Consider the following 17,408-nt stretch of genomic DNA (forward strand, 5'->3'; position numbering starts at 1 on the left):
CGCTTCCAAGGCCTACCATCGCCGCATCTACCACTAAAGTGGTAGCGCCAAAATCAACCAATAAACCCATTAGAATCAATAACTTGAATAACAAGTGCAGTATTCAAAAATTTCTGGACCTTGGCCAAAATCTCTTTAGAGGTAGCCGTCATGCTTGACTGGCTGAAAAGCTCACTACCGGCTCGAGCCGGGCTCGCAGTCATACTGATTGCCGCACTGGCATTCTCAAGCGCCTTCAGTGCAGTGTTGATTGCCTGGGTCAGCGAGGACGACGCTGCGGCCATCAATACTGCAGGTTCGCTGCGTATGGCCACTTACCGACTGAACTGGCAGCTGGAGGCCAACGCCTCGCCCGAGCAAATTGCTCAACTAAGCAATGACATGCAGCGGCGCCTCGACAGCAGCCCCCTGCAGCACTTACTCAACGAGCAGACCGAAACCCCGCAGCAACTAGCTTTCGGGAGCATTTTCAAAACCTGGGATACACAGCTGAGGCCGGCGCTTCAACGGAGCGACAAAGTTGCGTTCCAGCAAGCATCGGCAGGGTTTGTCGACCAGCTCGAACAGTTTGTGCTTTTGTTGCAGAAACTCAGTGAAAAGCGTCAAAGCTGGCAGCAGAACATTCAGGGTGCAGCACTGCTGTTATCGGTGGTAATCCTGTTGATCGGCATGTACGAGCTACAAAGCAGTGTGATCAACCCACTACAGGAGATAGTGGGCACCACGGAGCGCTTTCGTGCAGGTGATCTGAACGCGCGTGTCGAATACCGTTCCGCGGACGAACTGGGGCAGATGGCCCTGAGCTTCAACAGCATGGCTGACGCCATCGAGGAGTCGCACCGTACTCTCGAGTCGCGGATTGCAGAAAAAACCCAGGACCTCGAACAATCTAATGCGGCGCTGGCGTTGCTTTACTTGAGCAGCCGCAGCATGGCCAGTAACCCGGCCAACGCAGAGCAACTGGACGAGTTGATCGATCACTTCCAGCAGCGCCTGCCGGGCCTGCGCCTGACCCTCTGCCTGCGAGGCGATGCCAATGAGCCAGTTGAACATTTGATTGCACTGCACGGCAACGAATCGAGAGAAATCTGCGCACGCAACGACTGCGCCAGCTGTGAACGCCACCAAGGGCCGAGTCGGTTAATCTTTCCGGTCAGCGCCCTGGGCGAAAGCCTGGGCGAATTGCGCGCGCATTACCTAGACAACCACTCTCCACGCATCTGGGAGCAAGAGCTAATTCAAGCGCTGGCCAACCTGATCGGCACCTCTCTACTGCTCGAACATCAACGCGAACAGGATAACCGTTTACTCCTGCTGGATGAGCGCACCATTATCGCCCGTGAGTTGCATGACTCACTGGCCCAGGCCTTGTCCTACATGAAGCTACAAGTCAGTCGCCTACAGACCCTGATTCGCCGCGGCGAATCAGGTGAACAACTGATCCAGGTCAGTGATGAGCTGCGTGACGGACTGAATAATGCCTACCTCCAACTGCGCGAGCTACTCACTACTTTCCGCTTGCAAATCCAAGAAGGTGGCATCGACCAGGCGTTCAACGACACCGCCCGCGAGTTCGCCGAACGCGGCAATATCCGAATATTGCTGCATTGCGAGCCCCTGGCCTTTGGCCTCACCGCCACCGAGCAGATACACCTTTTACAGATCGTGCGCGAGGCATTATCCAACTGTACCCGTCATGCTCAGGCCAAGCAGGCCTGGGTGCATCTGCGTCAGCTCGGCGAAAAAGTCGAGCTATTGATCGAGGATGACGGCTGCGGCATTGCCGAAGGATTCGATACACGCCAGCACCATGGTTTAACCATAATGCAGGAGCGCGCCCGCAGCCTGAGCGGCGACCTCAACATTACCTCACGCACGCCCAGTGGGACTCGGGTCCATGTACTGTTCTGCCCCGAGTTCCTTCGCCAACCCAACAGAGACAATCCGTAATGAAGTCTTCCGCCCCTCACACGTTGTTACTGGTAGACGACCACCCCATGATGCGTCGCGGCATTCGCCAGCTAATAGAACTGGAGAGCGACCTGTGCGTCGTCGGGGAAGCCAATAACGGCGAAGAGGCCATCGTCCTGGTGGCGCAGTTGAACCCGGAGTTGGTGCTGCTGGACAACAACATGCCGCAACTCAATGGGGTAGAAACTCTCAAACGCCTGCGCGAGCAACACTACGACGGCAAGGTGCTGCTGTTTACCGTTTCCGATGCTGAACATGATGTTCGCGATGCAATGCGCTTTGGAGCCGACGGTTACCTACTCAAGGACATGGAGCCGGAGCTGCTGATCATGCGTTTACGTGAGGCTCTGCAGGGCGCGCTGGTGGTCAGCTCGGCGTTGACTACAGTACTTGCTCAGGCATTGCGCGCCCCGCAGAGCGCAAGCTCACTGGATCTGACTGACGGCGTTTTGCAAGGTAGTTGTCGCGTCAGCCGTGTTTTTAAGCTGCTATTTTCACTGCCGGCTGCTCCCTCTCTGGGTTGAGTGTGACGGCGCCGATAGGTTGCCAATTTCGCGTTGCACCTGACCAGCGATGAGGGTGTCTATGACGGGCTTGCTGGTACAGCACATGACGCTTGGCCAGTACTTCTTGATCCTCGCCGCGATGGCGCTGTGCCGGGGTCACGAAGCGGATGCGGCTATGGCGGTGTTCATGGTTGTACCAGCGGATAAAGTCGCGCACCCAGCTGCGTGCGGCTTCCAAATCGGCAAAGCCATCCTGCGGCCATTGCGGGCAGTATTTCAGGGTTCTAAACAGCGATTCCGAGTAGGGATTGTCATTGCTTACACGGGGTCGTCCGCGCGACGGGGTGATGCCAAGGTCGTACAGCTTGCTCAGCAGCGTCACTGATTTCATTGGCGCACCGTTATCCGAGTGCAGCACCAGGGGTTGGCCCGCGCAGCGCTCGCCGAGCACGGTACGCTGCATCAGTCCGGCCGCCCGCTCGCCGCTTTCTTGCTCGTAAACCTCCCAGCCCACGGCCTTGCGGCTGTAGATATCCTCGATCAAGTACAGGTAGTAATACTGCCCGCGCACTGGCGATGGCAGGTAGGTGATGTCCCATGACCAGACCTGATTGCTCTTCGTTGCACTGTGCGTGGTCGGTGCGGCGTGCTTGTGCGGCGCATGACTGCGACCGCGGCGATGCTGCTGATCAGCGGCTTTCAGCACGCGGTAAAAGGTCGCCTCTGAAGCCAGGTAGCGGCCTTGATCGGCCAGCCTTGGCACGATCTGACTCGGCGGCAAGCTGGCAAATGGCGGGCTGTTACAGACCTCCAGGATGGTGCGACGCTCCTCAGCACTCAGGGCATTGCTCGGGCGCGGACGTGGCGTGGTCGTACGCACATCGGCCTGTATAACCGGTGTCAGCGCCCAGCGTTGCAGGCTGCGTAACGACAGGCCGATCTCTGCGCAGGCCACCGCCTTGCGCGCGCCAGAGGCGACGGCGTGGTTAAAGCGTTCAACGAGTTGTTGCCGTTCTGGCAGCGAGGTCAAACGTCCTCGCTGTCGTTTCCCCAGAAGGCATTCATCTTTTTTCTCAGTACCAATATGGCGGCGGTTTCCGCCAGCGCCTTGTCCTTGCGCCGCAACTCGCGCTCCAGTTCGGTAATGCGTTTCTTGTCGGCACGTGCTTGATCTCGCTCTGCCTTGAGCTGCGCTTTAGCGGACATCTGGCCCGTAATGCAGGCTTGACGCCACGCGCTGATTTGCTCGGGGTACAAACCTTTGCTGCGGCAGTATTCGCTGAGCTCGATCTCGCTCAGGGTGGCCGCATGCAATACCGCTGCGAACTTGGCTTCAGCGGGCCAGTCATCGGTGTTGTTCTTGTCTCCAGGCACTACCGCGCCTCCTGCTTTGAGCTTGGTGCGCCAAGCATACAGCGTCGCTTCGGGGACACCTTCTTGGCGAGCGAGCTCAGCTACGGAGTGGTTGAGTGGCGGGAGTAACTTGTTCAGCAGGGCAGCTTTACGCTCAGGTGAATAGCTCGACATTACAGCTCTCTTTGACGCCCCCGATCTATCGTTTTGATAAATCAGCTCAGGCGACAACTAGCCTGACACCGGGGGCTGACCGCGAGCGGCAGGTACTGAAGATGATCGCCGGCGGCCTGAGCAACAAAATGATCGGCAACAAGTTGGGCATCACCGAAGGCACGGTGAAGGTGCACGTGAAGAACCTGCTGCACAAACTCGGCTTGCGTTCACGCGTCGAAGCCGCTGTATGGTCGATGGAACACCTGCACTGAGCCAGCCGCTGTGCGTACCAGCTATTGGTCGTAGAGAAAGGTCTCATCCAATTGCGCAGCACTGTCGACAGTCACCATCAGGTCTTTGACCAAGCCGTCAGTCAGGCCATATATCCAACCATGCACTGCCAGACTCTGTCCTCGCCGCCAAGCACTCTGCACAATAGTGGTGTGGCAGACGTTGCGCACCTGGCGCTGCACATTCAGCTCGCACAATAAATTGACCTGTTGCTCGGCACTCAGCCCGGCAAAGCGTGGCAAGTTCTGATGATGTAACGCCTTGAGGGCTCGCAGCCAGTTATCAATCAGCCCCAGTGTCTCATGCCCCAGTGCCGCCCGTACCCCGCCACAGCCATAGTGGCCGCAGACAATCACTTGCTTGACCTGCAATACATCCACAGCGAATTGCAACACCGAGAGAAAGTTCATGTCGGTGGCAACCACCATATTGGCCACGTTGCGATGCACGAACAGCTCACCGGGCATCATCCCGACCACTTCGTTAGCTGGCACACGGCTGTCGGAGCAGCCGATCCATAGAAACTCCGGTTTCTGCTGACGCGCCAACCGAGGAAAAAAGTCCGGATCACGAGCGCTCATCGATTCGGCCCACTTTCGGTTGTTACTCAAAAGCTGCTTCACATCCACGGAGCCGTCCTCATTGATCAGTGATTAGCGGCACTCAAGCGTGAACATGCCAGCCCCTAGCATCTTGGATACTCAGCTATTGCACACTGCCTCCTTAGAGGTAGCCCCATGGGGGAATGGGCGTAGTTGAGCAGCGCGCATAAGATGGCAGCTTAGGAGGTGTCCCCATGCTGACCGATTCAGAAAACCTCAAGGCCTTGCGCCAGCACCACTTGTTCAACCGGTTGCCCGAGGAGCTGTTCAACGAAGTCAGCTGCCTGGCTATTCACCGCAAACTGGACAGCAGCGAAGCGTTATTTCACCAGGGTGATATCGCCGATCGCTTCTACCTGTTACTCAATGGCCAGGTAAAACTCACCCGTGTATTGCTCGAAGGTCAGGAAAAGTTGGTGGAGGTTATTCACCCGGGCGAGAGTTTTGCTGAGGCCCTACTGTTTACTGGAGCCAAACATTACCCCGTAACCTGCAATGCGCTGAAGACCAGCAACCTGATCAGTATTGATGGCACCCACTACCGACGCTTGCTAGAAGAACAGCCGAAGATCTGTCTCGACCTGTTGGCCAACCTGAGTATTCGTCTGCACCAGCGCCTCGACGAAATCGACACCCTCACCGCCGGCAACGCCAGTCGCCGCGTGGTGCGTTTCCTTTGCCAGGAACAAGGTGATGACGGTAACGACCAGATTCATCTCAGCGTGCCCAAACGCCTGATTGCCTCGCAACTTGGCATCCAACCGGAAACCTTCTCTCGCATCCTGCACCGCTTAATCGATGCTGGGCTGATCGCCATGGAGCGCCGCAACATCCGTGTACTAGACCGCCCCAGCCTGGCCAACTACTACGAGTGAGCACCGCCTTGATGCGGTAGCCCAACAAAGGAGTGCTTATGTCCGCCCCTACCTTGCCCCTAGTTTATTCCTGCTCTGGCTGCTCGAATGTAGCGCAACTAGCCAATACACTTGCTGTGCGCCTCGATCGGGCCGGATTGGCGGAAATGTCCTGCATCGCTGGCGTCGGCGGTCGAGTGGCTTCGCTGGTCAATCGGGCCAGCAGCGGCCGCCCGATTCTCGCGCTCGATGGTTGCAAGTTGGAGTGTGTACGTGGCTGTCTTGAGCAGCATGGGGTCAAGGCCAACGTGCATATCATTCTCAGCAGCCTGGGTTTGAAGAAGCGCTACGGCGAAGACTTCAGCGGTGAAACCGTTGACCTGGTGTATGGGGAAATGGTCGAGTTGATTGCCAGCGACCGGCGTTTGCACAATCTGCAACAGAGTGCCCAGGCCTGACGCGATTTCTACTCCTCAGGGTTATCTGCTGCGCTACAGCCTTAACACCGGTCACGTACTGAAGAGCTAACTTGCCTTGGCAGTTGCCTGCTGCGCCAGATCATCGCGCAGCACTTCCCCTACCCGGCATAACGAGCGCCACAAGCGCGGAGGCAGTTGATCGGGGTCGAGACTGTCGATTAGATTTTTCATTGCCAAGCCCAATTCAGTATCACCCTCGATAACCAGACGTCGCCGGAAGAACAAGGTATCTGGGTCTTCCTGACGACTGGCAAGCAACACGAACTCACGCCAATTACCGCGGATGCATACATCAACAGGGGCCCGCGCGGCCATGCGCAAGCCTTCACGGTTTCGGGTGATGCACCACCCCAACTGCAGATCACTGACTTCTAAACGAAGCCAGCGGCCCTGCAGTAAATCGAACGCGCCCTCATTCACAGAAGCGGAAAAAAGGCGGGCTACAGCCGCTTCCAGCACCCAGCGTTGCAGGGTAAATGGCACATGCTTAGCCAGGCCTAAAAAAGGATCGGCGCTACGCAGCGCCCATTGCTGAACACTTAACACAGGCCAGCCTCCTCCGCATTGAGCATGCCCGGACGGCCATGCCAGTAACCATTGCAGCCTTGCGCCAGCAACGGCGGTAGGCCTCCTAGACGCACCGCATGGTAATCCGCTACCACCTGCGCCATGTCTTCAGCACGCGGGCTCAAACGCAAACAATCAATGCCGCTACGCTGCAACGCCGGATAGTCGGCCAGCAGGTTATTCACTCTCGCCGAAAGCGTTTGAATACCGTTGAGGGTAAATAGCGCTTCACCCTCCTGGCTTAGCAACGGAATACCTTCGGGGTAGCTGATGCAGCAAAACTGACAGTCGTCCTTTGGCCGATTCTCCGCACGGGCGGTGAAGCAGCGTGCCGAATACGCCAAGGGCAGATGACCGTAGGCAAACAGTTCCACCTCAGGACGTGGCCGTCCCAGCGCATCGAGCTGCTTTAGACAATCATGCAGCAGCGCCGCCGAACACTCCACCGGCGGCACCCAGCGTTGCAAGCCACAGTCTTGCAACTCGGCCAAGGCCGGAGCGTTGTACAAATTGAGCGCAGGACCAGCGACAAAAGGCAGGCCCTGCTCATGCAACAGCTGTACGGCGCCCATGTCGTTGGCTTCCACCAAAAGCTCACCGTTGTGGCACAAACGCTTGAGGCTGGACAGCTCGGAGGCAGCCTCGATCAACGCCAAACCGGAGATCACCAGTTCGGCCTTGGTGCACTCGCGCAGCTCGCGGGCCAACCCGAGCCAGTCGTCCAGCGACAGGGCGCGGCGCTTGGAGCACACTGTTTCGCCCAAATAGATGATATCGAGCGGCTGGCTCGTCATCTCTGCGTAAAAATCCAGAAGCTTTTCGCGGCTCCAGTAAAACAAAACAGGGCCCAGACTCAATTTCATAACCGCCTCACTGCCAGGAACGATGGTAGGCACCCAGAGTGCTTTGGCTGCCTTCCGACAACGTATCGAGCGCACTGCGCCATTGCGGTAACACACTGAAATGCGCAGGAGCCTTGGCGTGAGCATCCAGTGCAGCGCGCCATACGCGAGTGACTTGTTCGACATACGCAGGGCTGCGCTGGCGGCCTTCAATTTTCACAGCGGCAATGCCGATTTGCGCCAGTTGCGGAATTAGGTCCAGGGTATTCAGACTGGTCGGTTCTTCCAAGGCGTGGAAACGCTGGCCGTTGACCATAAAGCGTCCCTTGCACAGGGTTGGGTAACCCGCCGGCTCCCCAGGGCTGTAACGATCAATCAGCACACCTCCGAGGCGCGAGCTAAGCCCATCGGTATCCTCTTGCCAACGCACCGCTTTAGCCGGCGAACACACGCCGCATAAGTTGGGCGATTCACCCGTGACGTAGGACGACAAATGGCAACGCCCCTCGGCCATAATGCACAGGCTGCCGAAGGCGAAAACCTCCAGCGGCACCGTGCTTTTTTCCGCCACTTGGCCCACCTGCGCCAACGACAGCACACGCGGTAATACCGCACGGCGGATGTTGTAACGCTTTTGGTAGAACGTCAGCGCGGCAACATTTGTGGCTGATCCCTGCACGGACAAGTGCAAATTGAGATCAGGATAACGCCGGCTGGCGTAGGCCAGCACACCTGGATCGGCAGCAATCAGTGCATCCACACCCAAATCAGCGGCTTGATCGACAGCCCGCTGCCAACGCGTCCAACCTTGCGGCTGAGCATAGGTATTGACCGCCACATAAAGCTGCTTGCCACGCTGACGAATCAATTGCAGGCCGTTATCCAGCTGCTTGTCATCGAAGTTAAGGCCGGCAAAATGGCGGGCATTGGTGTCATCACGAAAACCTACATAAATAGCGTCCGCACCTTGCTGCAAGGCCGCCTTGAGGGCGGGCAAACTGCCCGCCGGACATACCAGATGCATGCTGAAACCCTCTGTCTAAAAGCGTGACGACACTCTAGGGTGCTCGCCAGGATTGCCCCTTGACGCTGGTCAAGTCGGTTCAGTGCAACAAACTGTCAAAGAGCAGAAAGTCAATTAGCTCACCCTCCACCAAAGTGCGCTGACACTCGACAATCGCCAGGCCATCAGCCCAGCAAGCGGCGGTGAGCATTGCCGAACCTTGCTTGGCATGCGGCACCGCGCACAGTTGCCCCGCGGACAGCTGCAAACGCGCACGCAAGTACTGCCGGCGGCTATTGGCCTTGCTCCAAGTGAAACCGGCCGCAATACGCAGCGGCTGCGGCATAACCTCACGACAACCTTGAGCGCGCAGCAGAAAAGGCCGTGCCACCACCAGGGCGGTAATCAGCGCCGCTGCCGGGTTGCCCGGCAAGCCAATCCAGGGTGTGCCGCAGATATGGCCGAACGCCAGCGGCTTGCCTGGCTGGATCGCCAACCGCCACAGCTGCAACTCGCCCAATTCACTGACAGCCTGCTTGAGGTGATCCTCCTCGCCCACCGACACCCCACCGGTGCTGATCAACACATCACACTGCGCAGCAGCCAAACGCAACGCCGCGCAGCTGGCATCCAGCTCGTCGATCAGCAGCACACTGTCATCCACATCACAGCCCAGACCACGCAAAATGGCTGCGATGCTGTAGCGGTTGGCATTGTAGATTTGTCCGGCCTGGAGCGCTTCGCCCGGTTCGCGCAACTCATTGCCACTGCTCAATAAGCACACGCGCAGGCGCCGATACACCAATACCTCGGCAACGCCCAGGCTAGCCAGTAGCCCCAACTCTTGCGGGCGCAAACGCTGCCCTACCTTCAGCACGCAGCTGTCTACGGCAAATTCCTCGCCGCAACGGCGTACATGGCTGCCCAACTCGGTCGCGGGCACACGCACAGTAACGCCCTCCTCTTCGGCCTGCTCCTGCGCCACCACACTGTCGGCGCCGGGCGGCAGCGGTGCACCGGTGAAAATACGCACCGCATGCCCAGCAGGTAGCGCATACAAGGCGCTGTCGCCCGCCGCAATGCGCCCGGCCAGGGGTAGCCAGGCACCTTGAGCAGGCACATCTGCAGCACGTAGTGCATAACCATCCATGGCGCTGTTGTCCCACGCGGGCATTGGCCAAGGCGCTCGCACATCCTCGGCGAGCACCCTGCCGGCGGCCTCACTCAGCGCGACGCGCTCTCTAGGCAGCGCGGTAGGCACACGGGTCAGTAGCTCGGCGATGGCCTGATCAACTGGACGTAAGCTTTGGCCATGCGCATCACAACCGCAGGCACTCATGACCGACTACCGCAAGCGCTGACCGGTTGTTGCGGTAGCTGTTTGAGGTGCGGGACAAAATTGCACGGCCTCGTACGGCTATCCAGTTGCTCCAGCAGAATCTTGTTCCAAGCGGTGCGACATGCGCCCGGCGATCCCGGTACGCAGCACACCAACGTGCCATTGCTGATACCTGCCAGCGCGCGAGACTGCACAGTGGAGGTACCGATTTCCGCAAGCGATACCTGACGGAACAACTCGCCAAAACCGTCCACCGATTTATCTAGCAAAGGCATCACCGCCTGCGGGGTGTTGTCGCGCGCAGTGAAACCAGTACCGCCAGTGATCAACACCGCTTGCACCAATGGGTCGGCAATCCAGGTGCAAAGGCGCGCACGGATCTGCCAGATGTCATCCGGCACAATGGCGCGCTCGAACAGGGCATGACCCGCCGATTCCAGGCCTTCGATTAAAGTTAGGCCCGATGTGTCGGTAGCCAAGGTACGAGTATCGCTGACGGTGAGCACTGCAATACGCAATGAGTGAAATACGTCGCTGGATAAATGGGCCATGATGCAAACCTCCAAGAGTTTCTTGCGCGCAGCCTGCACCGTCCGCACAAGCACGCCCATTCCCCGTTGGAGGTATGCCCCATGGGCAATCTGTGCAGACTTGATCGAGATCAAGGCTCAACCCCGGCAGGGGCCTAACCTGAGTGCATATGCTGGCCTAGAGGGACTGCCCTGTGAGCAAAATATTCCCCCTGCAACCCAAACATCCGGAACGCATCTGCTGGGGCTGCGACCGCTACTGCGCGAAAGATGATTTGGCTTGCGGTAACGGCTCAGAGCGCACCATGCACCCCATGGAAATGTTCGGGGATGACTGGCAGCTGGGTGGCGAGTGGGGCATTGAACCACCGGACGACAGCGCAAAGCCTAAGCGTGATCAGAAAACACCTTAATCCGCCATTAGGTTTCACCACTCCAACGCTGCGCGGCGTGCTGATCGCTGGCACGCGCCTCAACCCATTGCTGCGTAATGCCGTTGTGCTCTTTCTTCCAAAACGGGGCGCGGGTTTTCAGGTAGTCCATGATAAAAGCACAGGCCTCGAACGCCGCTTGCCGATGCGCGCTGCTGACCCCAACAAACACGATTGGTGCGCTGGGCAATAACAGCCCAACACGGTGCACAATTTCCACCGTAAACAAGGGCCAGCGTGCGCGGGCCTCAGTCTCGATTGCTGCGAGGGCTTTTTCTGTCATGCCCGGGTAGTGTTCTAGAAACAGCCCATGCACAGCATGCGCTTCGTTGTAATCACGCACATAACCGACAAAGCTGACCACTGCCCCGACACCTTGATGACGACCGTGCATGGCATTGAGCAGCTCACCACCGTCGAACAGTTCGCCGCGCACCACAATACTCATTTCAACCTCCGGTCACAGGCGGAAAGAAGGCCACGTCGTCGCCGTCACTCAACGATTCATTGAGATTACACAGCTCTTGATTGCGCGCGCACATCAAGTTATTAGCAGCCAGCTCGACCCAACAACCGCCTCGCACAACCAACAGTTCGCGCAGCGCACCAATGGTCGTCAGCGCGGGTTGCCAGGCCAGCTGTTCGTGTTCTAAACCTAATTGTTCGCGGTAACGAGCAAAGTAATGAATGGTGAGCATGAGTGACTTCCTTAAATTGTTAGGGAGCCAGGCGTTCGCGGCTCCAGCCCGAATCTTGCTTTAGATAATTGATACGATCATGTAGGCGATCAGGGCGACCTTGCCAGAACTCGATCCGCTGCATCGATAGGCGATAACCACCCCAGTCCTGAGGACGGGCGGGGACGCTTTGCACGTGCTGCTGCTGAACCTGATCCATCCGTGATTCCAGCTCATCACGACTGGCAACAGGCTGACTCTGCGGACTGGCAATACACGCTAAACGGCTGAGCAATGGCCGGCTGTGAAAATAACGGTCCGATTCATCGGCGGTGACTCTTTCAATCACCCCCTCTACACGCACTTGACGCTCTAGTCCTGGCCAATGAAAGGTCGCGGCGGCATATGGGTTCAGCACGAAATCTACACCTTTGGCACTGCCATAGTGGCTGTAAAAGATCAGCCCCTCGGCCTCCAGTGCTTTAAGTAGAACCACTCGACCATGTGGCCGGCCATAGCCGTCAACGCTGGCTAAGAACATCGCATTGGCCTCCACAGGAGCCACCTCATACTCAATGGCCTGGAGTAACCAAGCCTGCAAAAGACTGACTGGCTCGTCACCTAATTGACTCTCTAAAAGAGCATCACACTGGTAATTGCGCCGCATATTTTGCAAGTACTCACTCATGACAATGGCTCCAGATTGACGGTGTGCCCATATCAACAGTTCGCCACATGCGCGTCTTGATGAAACTCAAGGTGCAGAAAAATCTCCGGAGGCGCCGCCACTTTTTTCAAGCAGACGCACAGACTCTATTTGCATGCCCCGATCCACTGCTTTGCACATGTCATAAATGGTCAGCGCGGCGATGCTGGCGGCGGCCAATGCCTCCATTTCCACCCCGGTCTGTCCGGTCAATTTGCAGCGCGCCCTAATGCGTACACAGTCATCGCCCTCAGCCTGTAACTCGACGTTGACACTGCTCAGCATTAGCGAATGGCATAAAGGGATCAGGTCTGCGGTTTTCTTGGCCGCCTGGATGCCGGCAATCCGCGCCACGGCAAATACATCGCCTTTGGGGTGACCGCCGGCGACGATCATCTGCAAGGTGGTCGGTAGCATGCGCACACGGGCTTCAGCCAAGGCGTCACGGGTGGTCGGTTGCTTGTCGGAGACGTCGACCATATTGGCGCGGCCCTGGGCATCAAGGTGAGTCAGCATTGTGGTTCCTCATGGGTCAGATCAGATTGAGACGACGCGCCAGTTTGCGCAGGTTGCTCGGGTCCATCTGCAAATCACGGGCAGCCGCAGCCCACTTACCCTGACAGCGCGTCAAAGTGGCGCTGATCAGCTCGCGCTGGAAATGCCCCATCGCTGTGTGCATTGCTTCGACGCAACTGGACAGCTGGACGGGCACCTGTTTTTGCCCACTGACAGGGGCGTTGTCCAGCCCCAGCCAGGGCACTTCGATGCTCAGCAGCGCGGTGCGTGATTGCGCCTGGCTGAGTACCTTGAGCGCTGCCCGACTGATCACATGCTCCAGCTCACGCACATTTCCGGGCCATTCGTAGTTCAGCAGTACGCGCTCTGCATCGCCGGACAGACGCAAACAGCGCAGACCAAGCCGGGCACGGTTGAGTTCCAGAAAGTGTCCCGCAAGCTCCAACACATCACGGCCGCGCTCACGCAGCGGCGGAATATGCACCGGGTATACTGAAAGACGGTGATAGAGGTCGGGACGGAAACGCCCTTCACGCACCTCCTCCCACAACCGTCGATTGGTAGCCGCAATAACCCGCACATCGACATGCCGCGGCTGGTCAGCACCTAAACGCTGGATCTCACCGTTTTGCAACGCTCTCAACAACTTGGCCTGAATAGACAGGGGCAGCTCGCCAATTTCATCGAGAAACAAAGTGCCGCCATTTGCGGCCTCAAAGCGGCCGGGACGATCTTGCCCCGCGCCAGAGAAGGCGCCGCGGGTATGTCCAAACAATTCACTTTCAGCTAGGGTTTCCGGCAACGCAGCGCAGTTCACATACACCAGCGGTTTGCGCGCACGGGGCGAATGCGCGTGTAGCCAACGGGCAAATAGCTCTTTGCCCACACCGGTTTCACCTTGTAGCAGCACGGGCAGGTCGGAGTCAGCTACTACACCCAACTCATCGAGCAGTTCGCGCAGCACCGCGCTGCTACCCAGAATCATCGACTGGGTGTCGCCGCTATCGTCCACATGCTCCCCCGGGCCAGACGCAAACTACGCACTTCACCTTCCAACCGACTGACGCGCAAACTAGTTTCAAGCAGCCAGATGTAACTCTGCAAACGCTGGCGGGCATGGCTATTGAAGTGCCCGGGCTTGAGCGCATCAAATGTCACCGCGCCCCACAAACTGCCTTCCAAATAAAGGCTCATACCCATGCAATCATGCACCGGCAGGGGTTCATCGGGGTTGTCTGCGAACAAACCGTCAAAAGGGTCTGGAAGATCGCTGTCCGCTTCGAATTGTAAGGGTTCGCGCTGCGCCAGTATCTGCGCCAGACGAGGGTGGCGCGCAAGGCTAAAGCTGCGCCCAAGCACCTCATGGGCCAACCCCACCGCCGCCTGCGGGCGCAGGCTTTCTCCGTCCAAACGCATTAGCACTACGGCACTGCAGGCGAACTCTGCACGCAGGCAAGCGACCAAACGCTGCATGCGAATGGCCGGCGGTAATTCACTGGCCAGATCGGCCAACAGGCCACTCTGCAGCGGGGTCAAATTTACCATTTCAGGTACCGGGCACCTTGAAGATGCCTAGTAGATTAAACCTCTAATACCTGCAAACCTTTGATTTGCATCAAGCCCCCGGTGTCAGGCTAGTTGTCGCCTGAGCTGATTTATCAAAACGATAGATCGGGGGCGTCAAAGAGAGCTGTAATGTCGAGCTATTCACCTGAGCGTAAAGCGGCCCTTATCCGTAAATTACTGCCGCCGCAAAACATGTCCGTGGCCGAGTTGTCGCGCCAAGAAGGCATCTCCCAAGCCACCCTGTATGCTTGGCGCACAAAGCTCAAAGCAGGAGGCGCGGTAGTGCCCGGAGACAAGAACAACGCCGATGACTGGCCGGCCGAAGCTAAGTTTGCGGCTGTGCTACATGCCGCTGCCTTGAGCGAGATCGAGCTCAGCGAATACTGCCGCAGCAAGGGCTTGTACCCCGAGCAAATCAGCGCGTGGCGCCAAGCCTGCATCACGGGCCAGATGTCCGCCAAAGCGCAGCTCAAGGCAGAGCGAGATCAAGCACGGGCCGACAAGAAACGCATTACCGAACTGGAGCGCGAGTTGCGGCGCAAGGACAAGGCGCTGGCGGAAACCGCCGCCATATTGGTACTGAGAAAAAAGATGAATGCCTTCTGGGGAAACGACAGCGAGGACGTTTGACCTCGCTGCCAGAACGGCAACAACTCGTTGAACGCTTTAACCATGCCGTCGCCTCTGGCGCGCGCAAGGCGGTGGCCTGCGCAGAGATTGGCCTGTCGCTGCGCAGCCTGCAACGCTGGGCGCTGATGCCTGTTATACAGGCCGATGAGCGCACGACCACGCTACGTCCACGGCCGCTCAACGCCCTGAGTCCTGATGAGCGCCGCGCCATTCTGGAGGTGTGCAACAGCCCGCCATTCGCCAGCTTGCCGCCGAGCCAGATCGTGCCAAGGCTGGCCGACCAAGGCCGTTACCTGGCCTCAGAGGCCACCTTTTACCGTGTCCTCAAGGCCGCCGATCAGCAGCACCAACGCGGCCGCAGCCATGCGCCGCAGAGGCACGCCGCGCCGACCACGCACAGTGCAACGAAGAGTAACCAGGTCTGGTCATGGGACATCACCTATCTGCAATCGCCGGTGCGCGGGCAGTATTACTACCTGTATTTGATCGAGGACATCTACAGCCGCAAGGCCGTGGGCTGGGAGGTTTACGAGCAAGAAAGCGGCGAGCGTGCGGCCGAACTGATGCAGCGTACCGTGCTCGGCGAGCGCTGCGTGGGCCAACCCTTGGTGCTGCACTCGGACAACGGCGCGCCGATGAAATCGGTGACACTGCTGAGCAAGTTGTACGATCTGGGCATCACCCCCTCGCGCGGACGACCGCGGGTGAGCAACGACAATCCCTACTCAGAATCGCTGTTTAGAACCCTGAAATACTGCCCGCAATGGCCGCAGGATGGCTTTGCCGATTTGGACGCAGCACGCAGCTGGGTGCGCGACTTTATCCGCTGGTACAACCATGAGCACCGCCACAGCCGCATCCGCTTCGTGACCCCGGCGCAGCGCCATCGTGGAGAGGATCAAGAGGTGCTGGCCAAGCGTCATGTGCTGTATCAGCAAGCCCGTTTTAAACACCCGCATCGCTGGTCAGGTGCAACGCGAAATTGGCAACCAATCGGCACCGTCACACTCAACCCGGAAAGGGAGCAGCCGGCACTGAAAATAGCAGCTTAAAAACACGGCTGACGCGACAACTACCTTGCAAAACGCCGCAAGCCTGAACTCGGCATGAGAGTTGCGATAGCACACTCAGTATTCAACCTGATAAGGAGTGCTTCATGACTGCTCAATTGCTCGACCATACCCTCGGCAGCCTAGCCAGCCGAATCCCCGGAGCCACACGGGTTTTTCACACCTTCCATCTCGACTTTTGCTGCGGAGGACAGAAAACTCTGCGTCAGGCCGCGCTGGAAAACGGCATCGATGCACTGCAGGTAGAAGATCAGCTGCTGGCCCTAAGCCCGGACGAGCCTCACCAACACGACTGGCATGAGGCTTCCAATGCGCAACTGATTGAGCACTTACTAGAGCGCTACCACGCAGCACATCGGCAGCAGTTACCAGAGCTAATCCGTCTGGCCGCAAGGGTCGAACAAGTGCACGGTGCTCGGGAACATTGTCCGCGCGGCTTGACTGATTTGCTGCTGAGCATGCAGCAGGAATTGGAAAGCCATATGCAAAAAGAAGAGCAGATTCTTTTCCCCATGATCAAACAGGGCGACCACCCATTAGTCGGCGGGCCTATTGCGGTTATGCGCTATGAACACAATCAACACGGTGACGCCCTGGAGAGCATCGTCATACTGACTGACAACATGCAACCACCCAGCGAAGCCTGTAACACCTGGCGTGCGCTGTATCGCGGCCTCCATGAACTGCGCGTTGACCTGATGCAGCACATTCACCTGGAAAACAACCTGCTGTTCCAACGAGCACTCGACGAAGAAGGTCTAAATCGCTAAATAGGCAACCTTTCCAGCTGAACGATCGTGTGGTTTGGCTGGAACGTTTTTAAGTATCCATCAGCGCGTCTGGGAAATCTCACAATACGCGCTAGGCTGTAATGAAGAGGTGTAAATAACAGACAAATCACGTTCATAACGGTGCGACGTCGATTTACAAAGACAATCCGCAACCTTGAGAGGTAAGTGAGATGAACAAGCTTCAAGAAGCCTTGAATGCACCCGGAGACACACCACTGTGGATAGCCTTCTGGCTTTATGGCGTGGCCATCAGCCATGTGCTGTTTGGCTCAATCATGCTGGCCTTCAACCAAGTGGCCACCCCGCAGTTTGGGGTATTGTTACTGGTATTTGTCGCTTACACCGCTTGGGTTTTGAATGTCGTTTGGCGCAATGCCGATAATGTCGGTGAACCTATATATGGTCAGATTGCCCGCTTTCTCACAGTGGCCTGGTCAATCAACGCGGTACTGGTTTCAGGGTTCCTGTTTCTCAGCCATTTGAACGCAGTCACCAAGCCGTTTCCCGCGTTGTTTTAAGCAACGGCTC

The 17,408-nt window shown here is 57.7% G+C and carries 18 protein-coding genes and 3 pseudogenes; 9 read left to right on the forward strand and 12 right to left on the reverse strand.

Features of this window, described 5'->3' with window-relative positions:
• The first annotated feature begins 150 nt into the window (after nt 1-150).
• Nucleotides 151-1,950: an ATP-binding protein gene (locus ACEPAJ_RS12510; RefSeq protein ID WP_425915123.1), complete on the forward strand. Its 1,800-nt coding sequence runs from the start codon at nt 151-153 to the stop codon at nt 1,948-1,950.
• Nucleotides 1,950-2,495 (forward strand): response regulator, encoded by a 546-nt coding sequence (locus ACEPAJ_RS12515; protein WP_425915125.1) that lies wholly within the window; start codon nt 1,950-1,952, stop codon nt 2,493-2,495. The genes ACEPAJ_RS12510 and ACEPAJ_RS12515 overlap by 1 nt, the downstream gene beginning before the upstream one ends.
• Here ACEPAJ_RS12515 and ACEPAJ_RS12520 read toward each other — a convergent pair.
• Nucleotides 2,452-4,004, reverse strand: a protein-coding gene (locus ACEPAJ_RS12520; RefSeq protein WP_169850854.1) for an IS3 family transposase whose coding sequence is annotated in 2 segments (ribosomal slippage) — nt 2,452-3,542 and nt 3,542-4,004 — 1,554 coding nt in all. Because the reading frame shifts where the segments join, the coding sequence is not laid out codon by codon here. The two genes, ACEPAJ_RS12515 and ACEPAJ_RS12520, sit on opposite strands and share 44 nt — an antisense overlap.
• A gap of 77 nt (nt 4,005-4,081) precedes the next feature.
• On the opposite strand from ACEPAJ_RS12520, the pseudogene ACEPAJ_RS12525 reads away from it, so the two are divergent.
• A pseudogene (locus ACEPAJ_RS12525) lies at nt 4,082-4,258 on the forward strand (LuxR C-terminal-related transcriptional regulator); the annotation flags it as partial.
• Nucleotides 4,259-4,297: 39 nt separating this feature from the next.
• Here the strand turns inward: ACEPAJ_RS12525 and can are convergent.
• Nucleotides 4,298-4,906: pseudogene (gene can / locus ACEPAJ_RS12530) on the reverse strand (carbonate dehydratase); the annotation flags it as partial.
• A 167-nt stretch (nt 4,907-5,073) separates the two neighbouring features.
• Between can and ACEPAJ_RS12535 the strand changes: the two are divergent.
• Nucleotides 5,074-5,754, forward strand: coding sequence for a Crp/Fnr family transcriptional regulator (locus tag ACEPAJ_RS12535; RefSeq protein WP_090253933.1), 681 nt, complete (start codon nt 5,074-5,076; stop codon nt 5,752-5,754).
• A gap of 38 nt (nt 5,755-5,792) precedes the next feature.
• Complete coding sequence (locus ACEPAJ_RS12540; RefSeq protein WP_090253934.1) at nt 5,793-6,191, forward strand: putative zinc-binding protein; 399 nt, start codon at nt 5,793-5,795, stop codon at nt 6,189-6,191.
• Between the two features lie 66 nt (nt 6,192-6,257).
• Here the strand turns inward: ACEPAJ_RS12540 and ubiT are convergent, their stop codons facing one another.
• The 5 genes from ubiT to moaB form a co-directional block, all read right to left on the reverse strand.
• The gene (gene ubiT, locus ACEPAJ_RS12545; RefSeq protein ID WP_090253936.1) at nt 6,258-6,758 is read right to left on the reverse strand and encodes a ubiquinone anaerobic biosynthesis accessory factor UbiT; all 501 of its coding nucleotides are present in this window, start codon (nt 6,756-6,758) and stop codon (nt 6,258-6,260) included.
• Nucleotides 6,752-7,642, reverse strand: coding sequence for a U32 family peptidase (locus ACEPAJ_RS12550; protein WP_090253938.1), 891 nt, complete (start codon nt 7,640-7,642; stop codon nt 6,752-6,754). The genes ubiT and ACEPAJ_RS12550 overlap by 7 nt, the downstream gene beginning before the upstream one ends.
• 7 nt (nt 7,643-7,649) lie before the next feature.
• Entirely contained in the window at nt 7,650-8,645 is a 996-nt protein-coding gene (gene ubiU, locus ACEPAJ_RS12555) for a ubiquinone anaerobic biosynthesis protein UbiU (RefSeq protein WP_090253939.1), read from the reverse strand.
• Nucleotides 8,646-8,724: 79 nt separating this feature from the next.
• A complete protein-coding gene (gene glp, locus ACEPAJ_RS12560) occupies nt 8,725-9,963 on the reverse strand; it encodes a gephyrin-like molybdotransferase Glp (RefSeq protein WP_425915129.1) in 1,239 nt (412 codons plus the stop codon).
• The gene (gene moaB, locus ACEPAJ_RS12565; RefSeq protein WP_090253943.1) at nt 9,960-10,514 is read right to left on the reverse strand and encodes a molybdenum cofactor biosynthesis protein B; all 555 of its coding nucleotides are present in this window, start codon (nt 10,512-10,514) and stop codon (nt 9,960-9,962) included. The genes glp and moaB overlap by 4 nt, the downstream gene beginning before the upstream one ends.
• Nucleotides 10,515-10,687: 173 nt before the next feature.
• Here moaB and ACEPAJ_RS12570 point away from each other — a divergent pair, with 173 nt between their 5' ends.
• Nucleotides 10,688-10,906: a DUF3079 domain-containing protein gene (locus tag ACEPAJ_RS12570; RefSeq protein ID WP_090253945.1), complete on the forward strand. Its 219-nt coding sequence runs from the start codon at nt 10,688-10,690 to the stop codon at nt 10,904-10,906.
• Between the two features lie 7 nt (nt 10,907-10,913).
• Here the strand turns inward: ACEPAJ_RS12570 and moaE are convergent, their stop codons facing one another.
• The 5 genes and pseudogenes from moaE to norR all read right to left on the reverse strand — a co-directional run bounded on the left by moaE (nt 10,914) and on the right by norR (nt 14,368).
• Nucleotides 10,914-11,372, reverse strand: a complete 459-nt coding sequence (gene moaE / locus ACEPAJ_RS12575) for a molybdopterin synthase catalytic subunit MoaE (protein ID WP_090253947.1) — start codon at nt 11,370-11,372, stop codon at nt 10,914-10,916.
• 1 nt (nt 11,373) lies between these two features.
• Nucleotides 11,374-11,622 carry a molybdopterin converting factor subunit 1 gene (moaD, locus tag ACEPAJ_RS12580; RefSeq protein ID WP_090253949.1) on the reverse strand — a complete coding sequence of 83 codons (249 nt, stop codon included), beginning with the start codon at nt 11,620-11,622 and terminating at the stop codon, nt 11,374-11,376.
• A gap of 19 nt (nt 11,623-11,641) precedes the next feature.
• Nucleotides 11,642-12,289, reverse strand: coding sequence for a pyridoxamine 5'-phosphate oxidase (pdxH, locus tag ACEPAJ_RS12585; RefSeq protein WP_090253951.1), 648 nt, complete (start codon nt 12,287-12,289; stop codon nt 11,642-11,644).
• A 66-nt stretch (nt 12,290-12,355) separates the two neighbouring features.
• Nucleotides 12,356-12,823, reverse strand: coding sequence for a cyclic pyranopterin monophosphate synthase MoaC (gene moaC, locus ACEPAJ_RS12590; protein ID WP_090253952.1), 468 nt, complete (start codon nt 12,821-12,823; stop codon nt 12,356-12,358).
• Nucleotides 12,824-12,839: 16 nt separating this feature from the next.
• Nucleotides 12,840-14,368 (reverse strand): annotated as a pseudogene (norR, locus tag ACEPAJ_RS12595) (nitric oxide reductase transcriptional regulator NorR).
• 150 nt (nt 14,369-14,518) lie between these two features.
• Here norR and ACEPAJ_RS12600 point away from each other — a divergent pair.
• From ACEPAJ_RS12600 to ACEPAJ_RS12610, 3 genes are all read left to right on the forward strand, one after another.
• Nucleotides 14,519-16,071, forward strand: a protein-coding gene (locus tag ACEPAJ_RS12600; protein ID WP_236299687.1) for an IS3 family transposase whose coding sequence is annotated in 2 segments (ribosomal slippage) — nt 14,519-14,981 and nt 14,981-16,071 — 1,554 coding nt in all. Because the reading frame shifts where the segments join, the coding sequence is not laid out codon by codon here.
• A gap of 104 nt (nt 16,072-16,175) precedes the next feature.
• Nucleotides 16,176-16,859: an iron-sulfur cluster repair protein YtfE gene (gene ytfE / locus ACEPAJ_RS12605; protein WP_090253955.1), complete on the forward strand. Its 684-nt coding sequence runs from the start codon at nt 16,176-16,178 to the stop codon at nt 16,857-16,859.
• 191 nt (nt 16,860-17,050) lie between these two features.
• The gene (locus ACEPAJ_RS12610; RefSeq protein WP_090253957.1) at nt 17,051-17,398 is read left to right on the forward strand and encodes a hypothetical protein; all 348 of its coding nucleotides are present in this window, start codon (nt 17,051-17,053) and stop codon (nt 17,396-17,398) included.
• Nucleotides 17,399-17,408: the final 10 nt, after the last annotated feature.

Origin of the sequence: Pseudomonas sp. GWSMS-1 (assembly GCF_049847425.1) — a bacterium.
Lineage (GTDB): Bacteria > Pseudomonadota > Gammaproteobacteria > Pseudomonadales > Pseudomonadaceae > Aquipseudomonas.

What these genes read in the sequence shown, in the direction of transcription:
- ACEPAJ_RS12510 (WP_425915123.1), top strand. Translation starts at nt 151, where the DNA reads ATGCTTGACTGGCTGAAAAGCTCACTACCGGCTCGAGCCGGGCTCGCA.
- ACEPAJ_RS12515 (WP_425915125.1), top strand. Translation starts at nt 1,950, where the DNA reads ATGAAGTCTTCCGCCCCTCACACGTTGTTACTGGTAGACGACCACCCC.
- ACEPAJ_RS12535 (WP_090253933.1), top strand. Translation starts at nt 5,074, where the DNA reads ATGCTGACCGATTCAGAAAACCTCAAGGCCTTGCGCCAGCACCACTTG.
- ACEPAJ_RS12540 (WP_090253934.1), top strand. Translation starts at nt 5,793, where the DNA reads ATGTCCGCCCCTACCTTGCCCCTAGTTTATTCCTGCTCTGGCTGCTCG.
- ACEPAJ_RS12550 (WP_090253938.1), bottom strand. Translation starts at nt 7,642, where the DNA reads ATGAAATTGAGTCTGGGCCCTGTTTTGTTTTACTGGAGCCGCGAAAAG.
- ubiU (WP_090253939.1), bottom strand. Translation starts at nt 8,645, where the DNA reads ATGCATCTGGTATGTCCGGCGGGCAGTTTGCCCGCCCTCAAGGCGGCC.
- glp (WP_425915129.1), bottom strand. Translation starts at nt 9,963, where the DNA reads ATGAGTGCCTGCGGTTGTGATGCGCATGGCCAAAGCTTACGTCCAGTT.
- moaB (WP_090253943.1), bottom strand. Translation starts at nt 10,514, where the DNA reads ATGGCCCATTTATCCAGCGACGTATTTCACTCATTGCGTATTGCAGTG.
- moaE (WP_090253947.1), bottom strand. Translation starts at nt 11,372, where the DNA reads ATGAGTATTGTGGTGCGCGGCGAACTGTTCGACGGTGGTGAGCTGCTC.
- moaD (WP_090253949.1), bottom strand. Translation starts at nt 11,622, where the DNA reads ATGCTCACCATTCATTACTTTGCTCGTTACCGCGAACAATTAGGTTTA.
- pdxH (WP_090253951.1), bottom strand. Translation starts at nt 12,289, where the DNA reads ATGAGTGAGTACTTGCAAAATATGCGGCGCAATTACCAGTGTGATGCT.
- moaC (WP_090253952.1), bottom strand. Translation starts at nt 12,823, where the DNA reads ATGCTGACTCACCTTGATGCCCAGGGCCGCGCCAATATGGTCGACGTC.
- ytfE (WP_090253955.1), top strand. Translation starts at nt 16,176, where the DNA reads ATGACTGCTCAATTGCTCGACCATACCCTCGGCAGCCTAGCCAGCCGA.
- ACEPAJ_RS12610 (WP_090253957.1), top strand. Translation starts at nt 17,051, where the DNA reads ATGAACAAGCTTCAAGAAGCCTTGAATGCACCCGGAGACACACCACTG.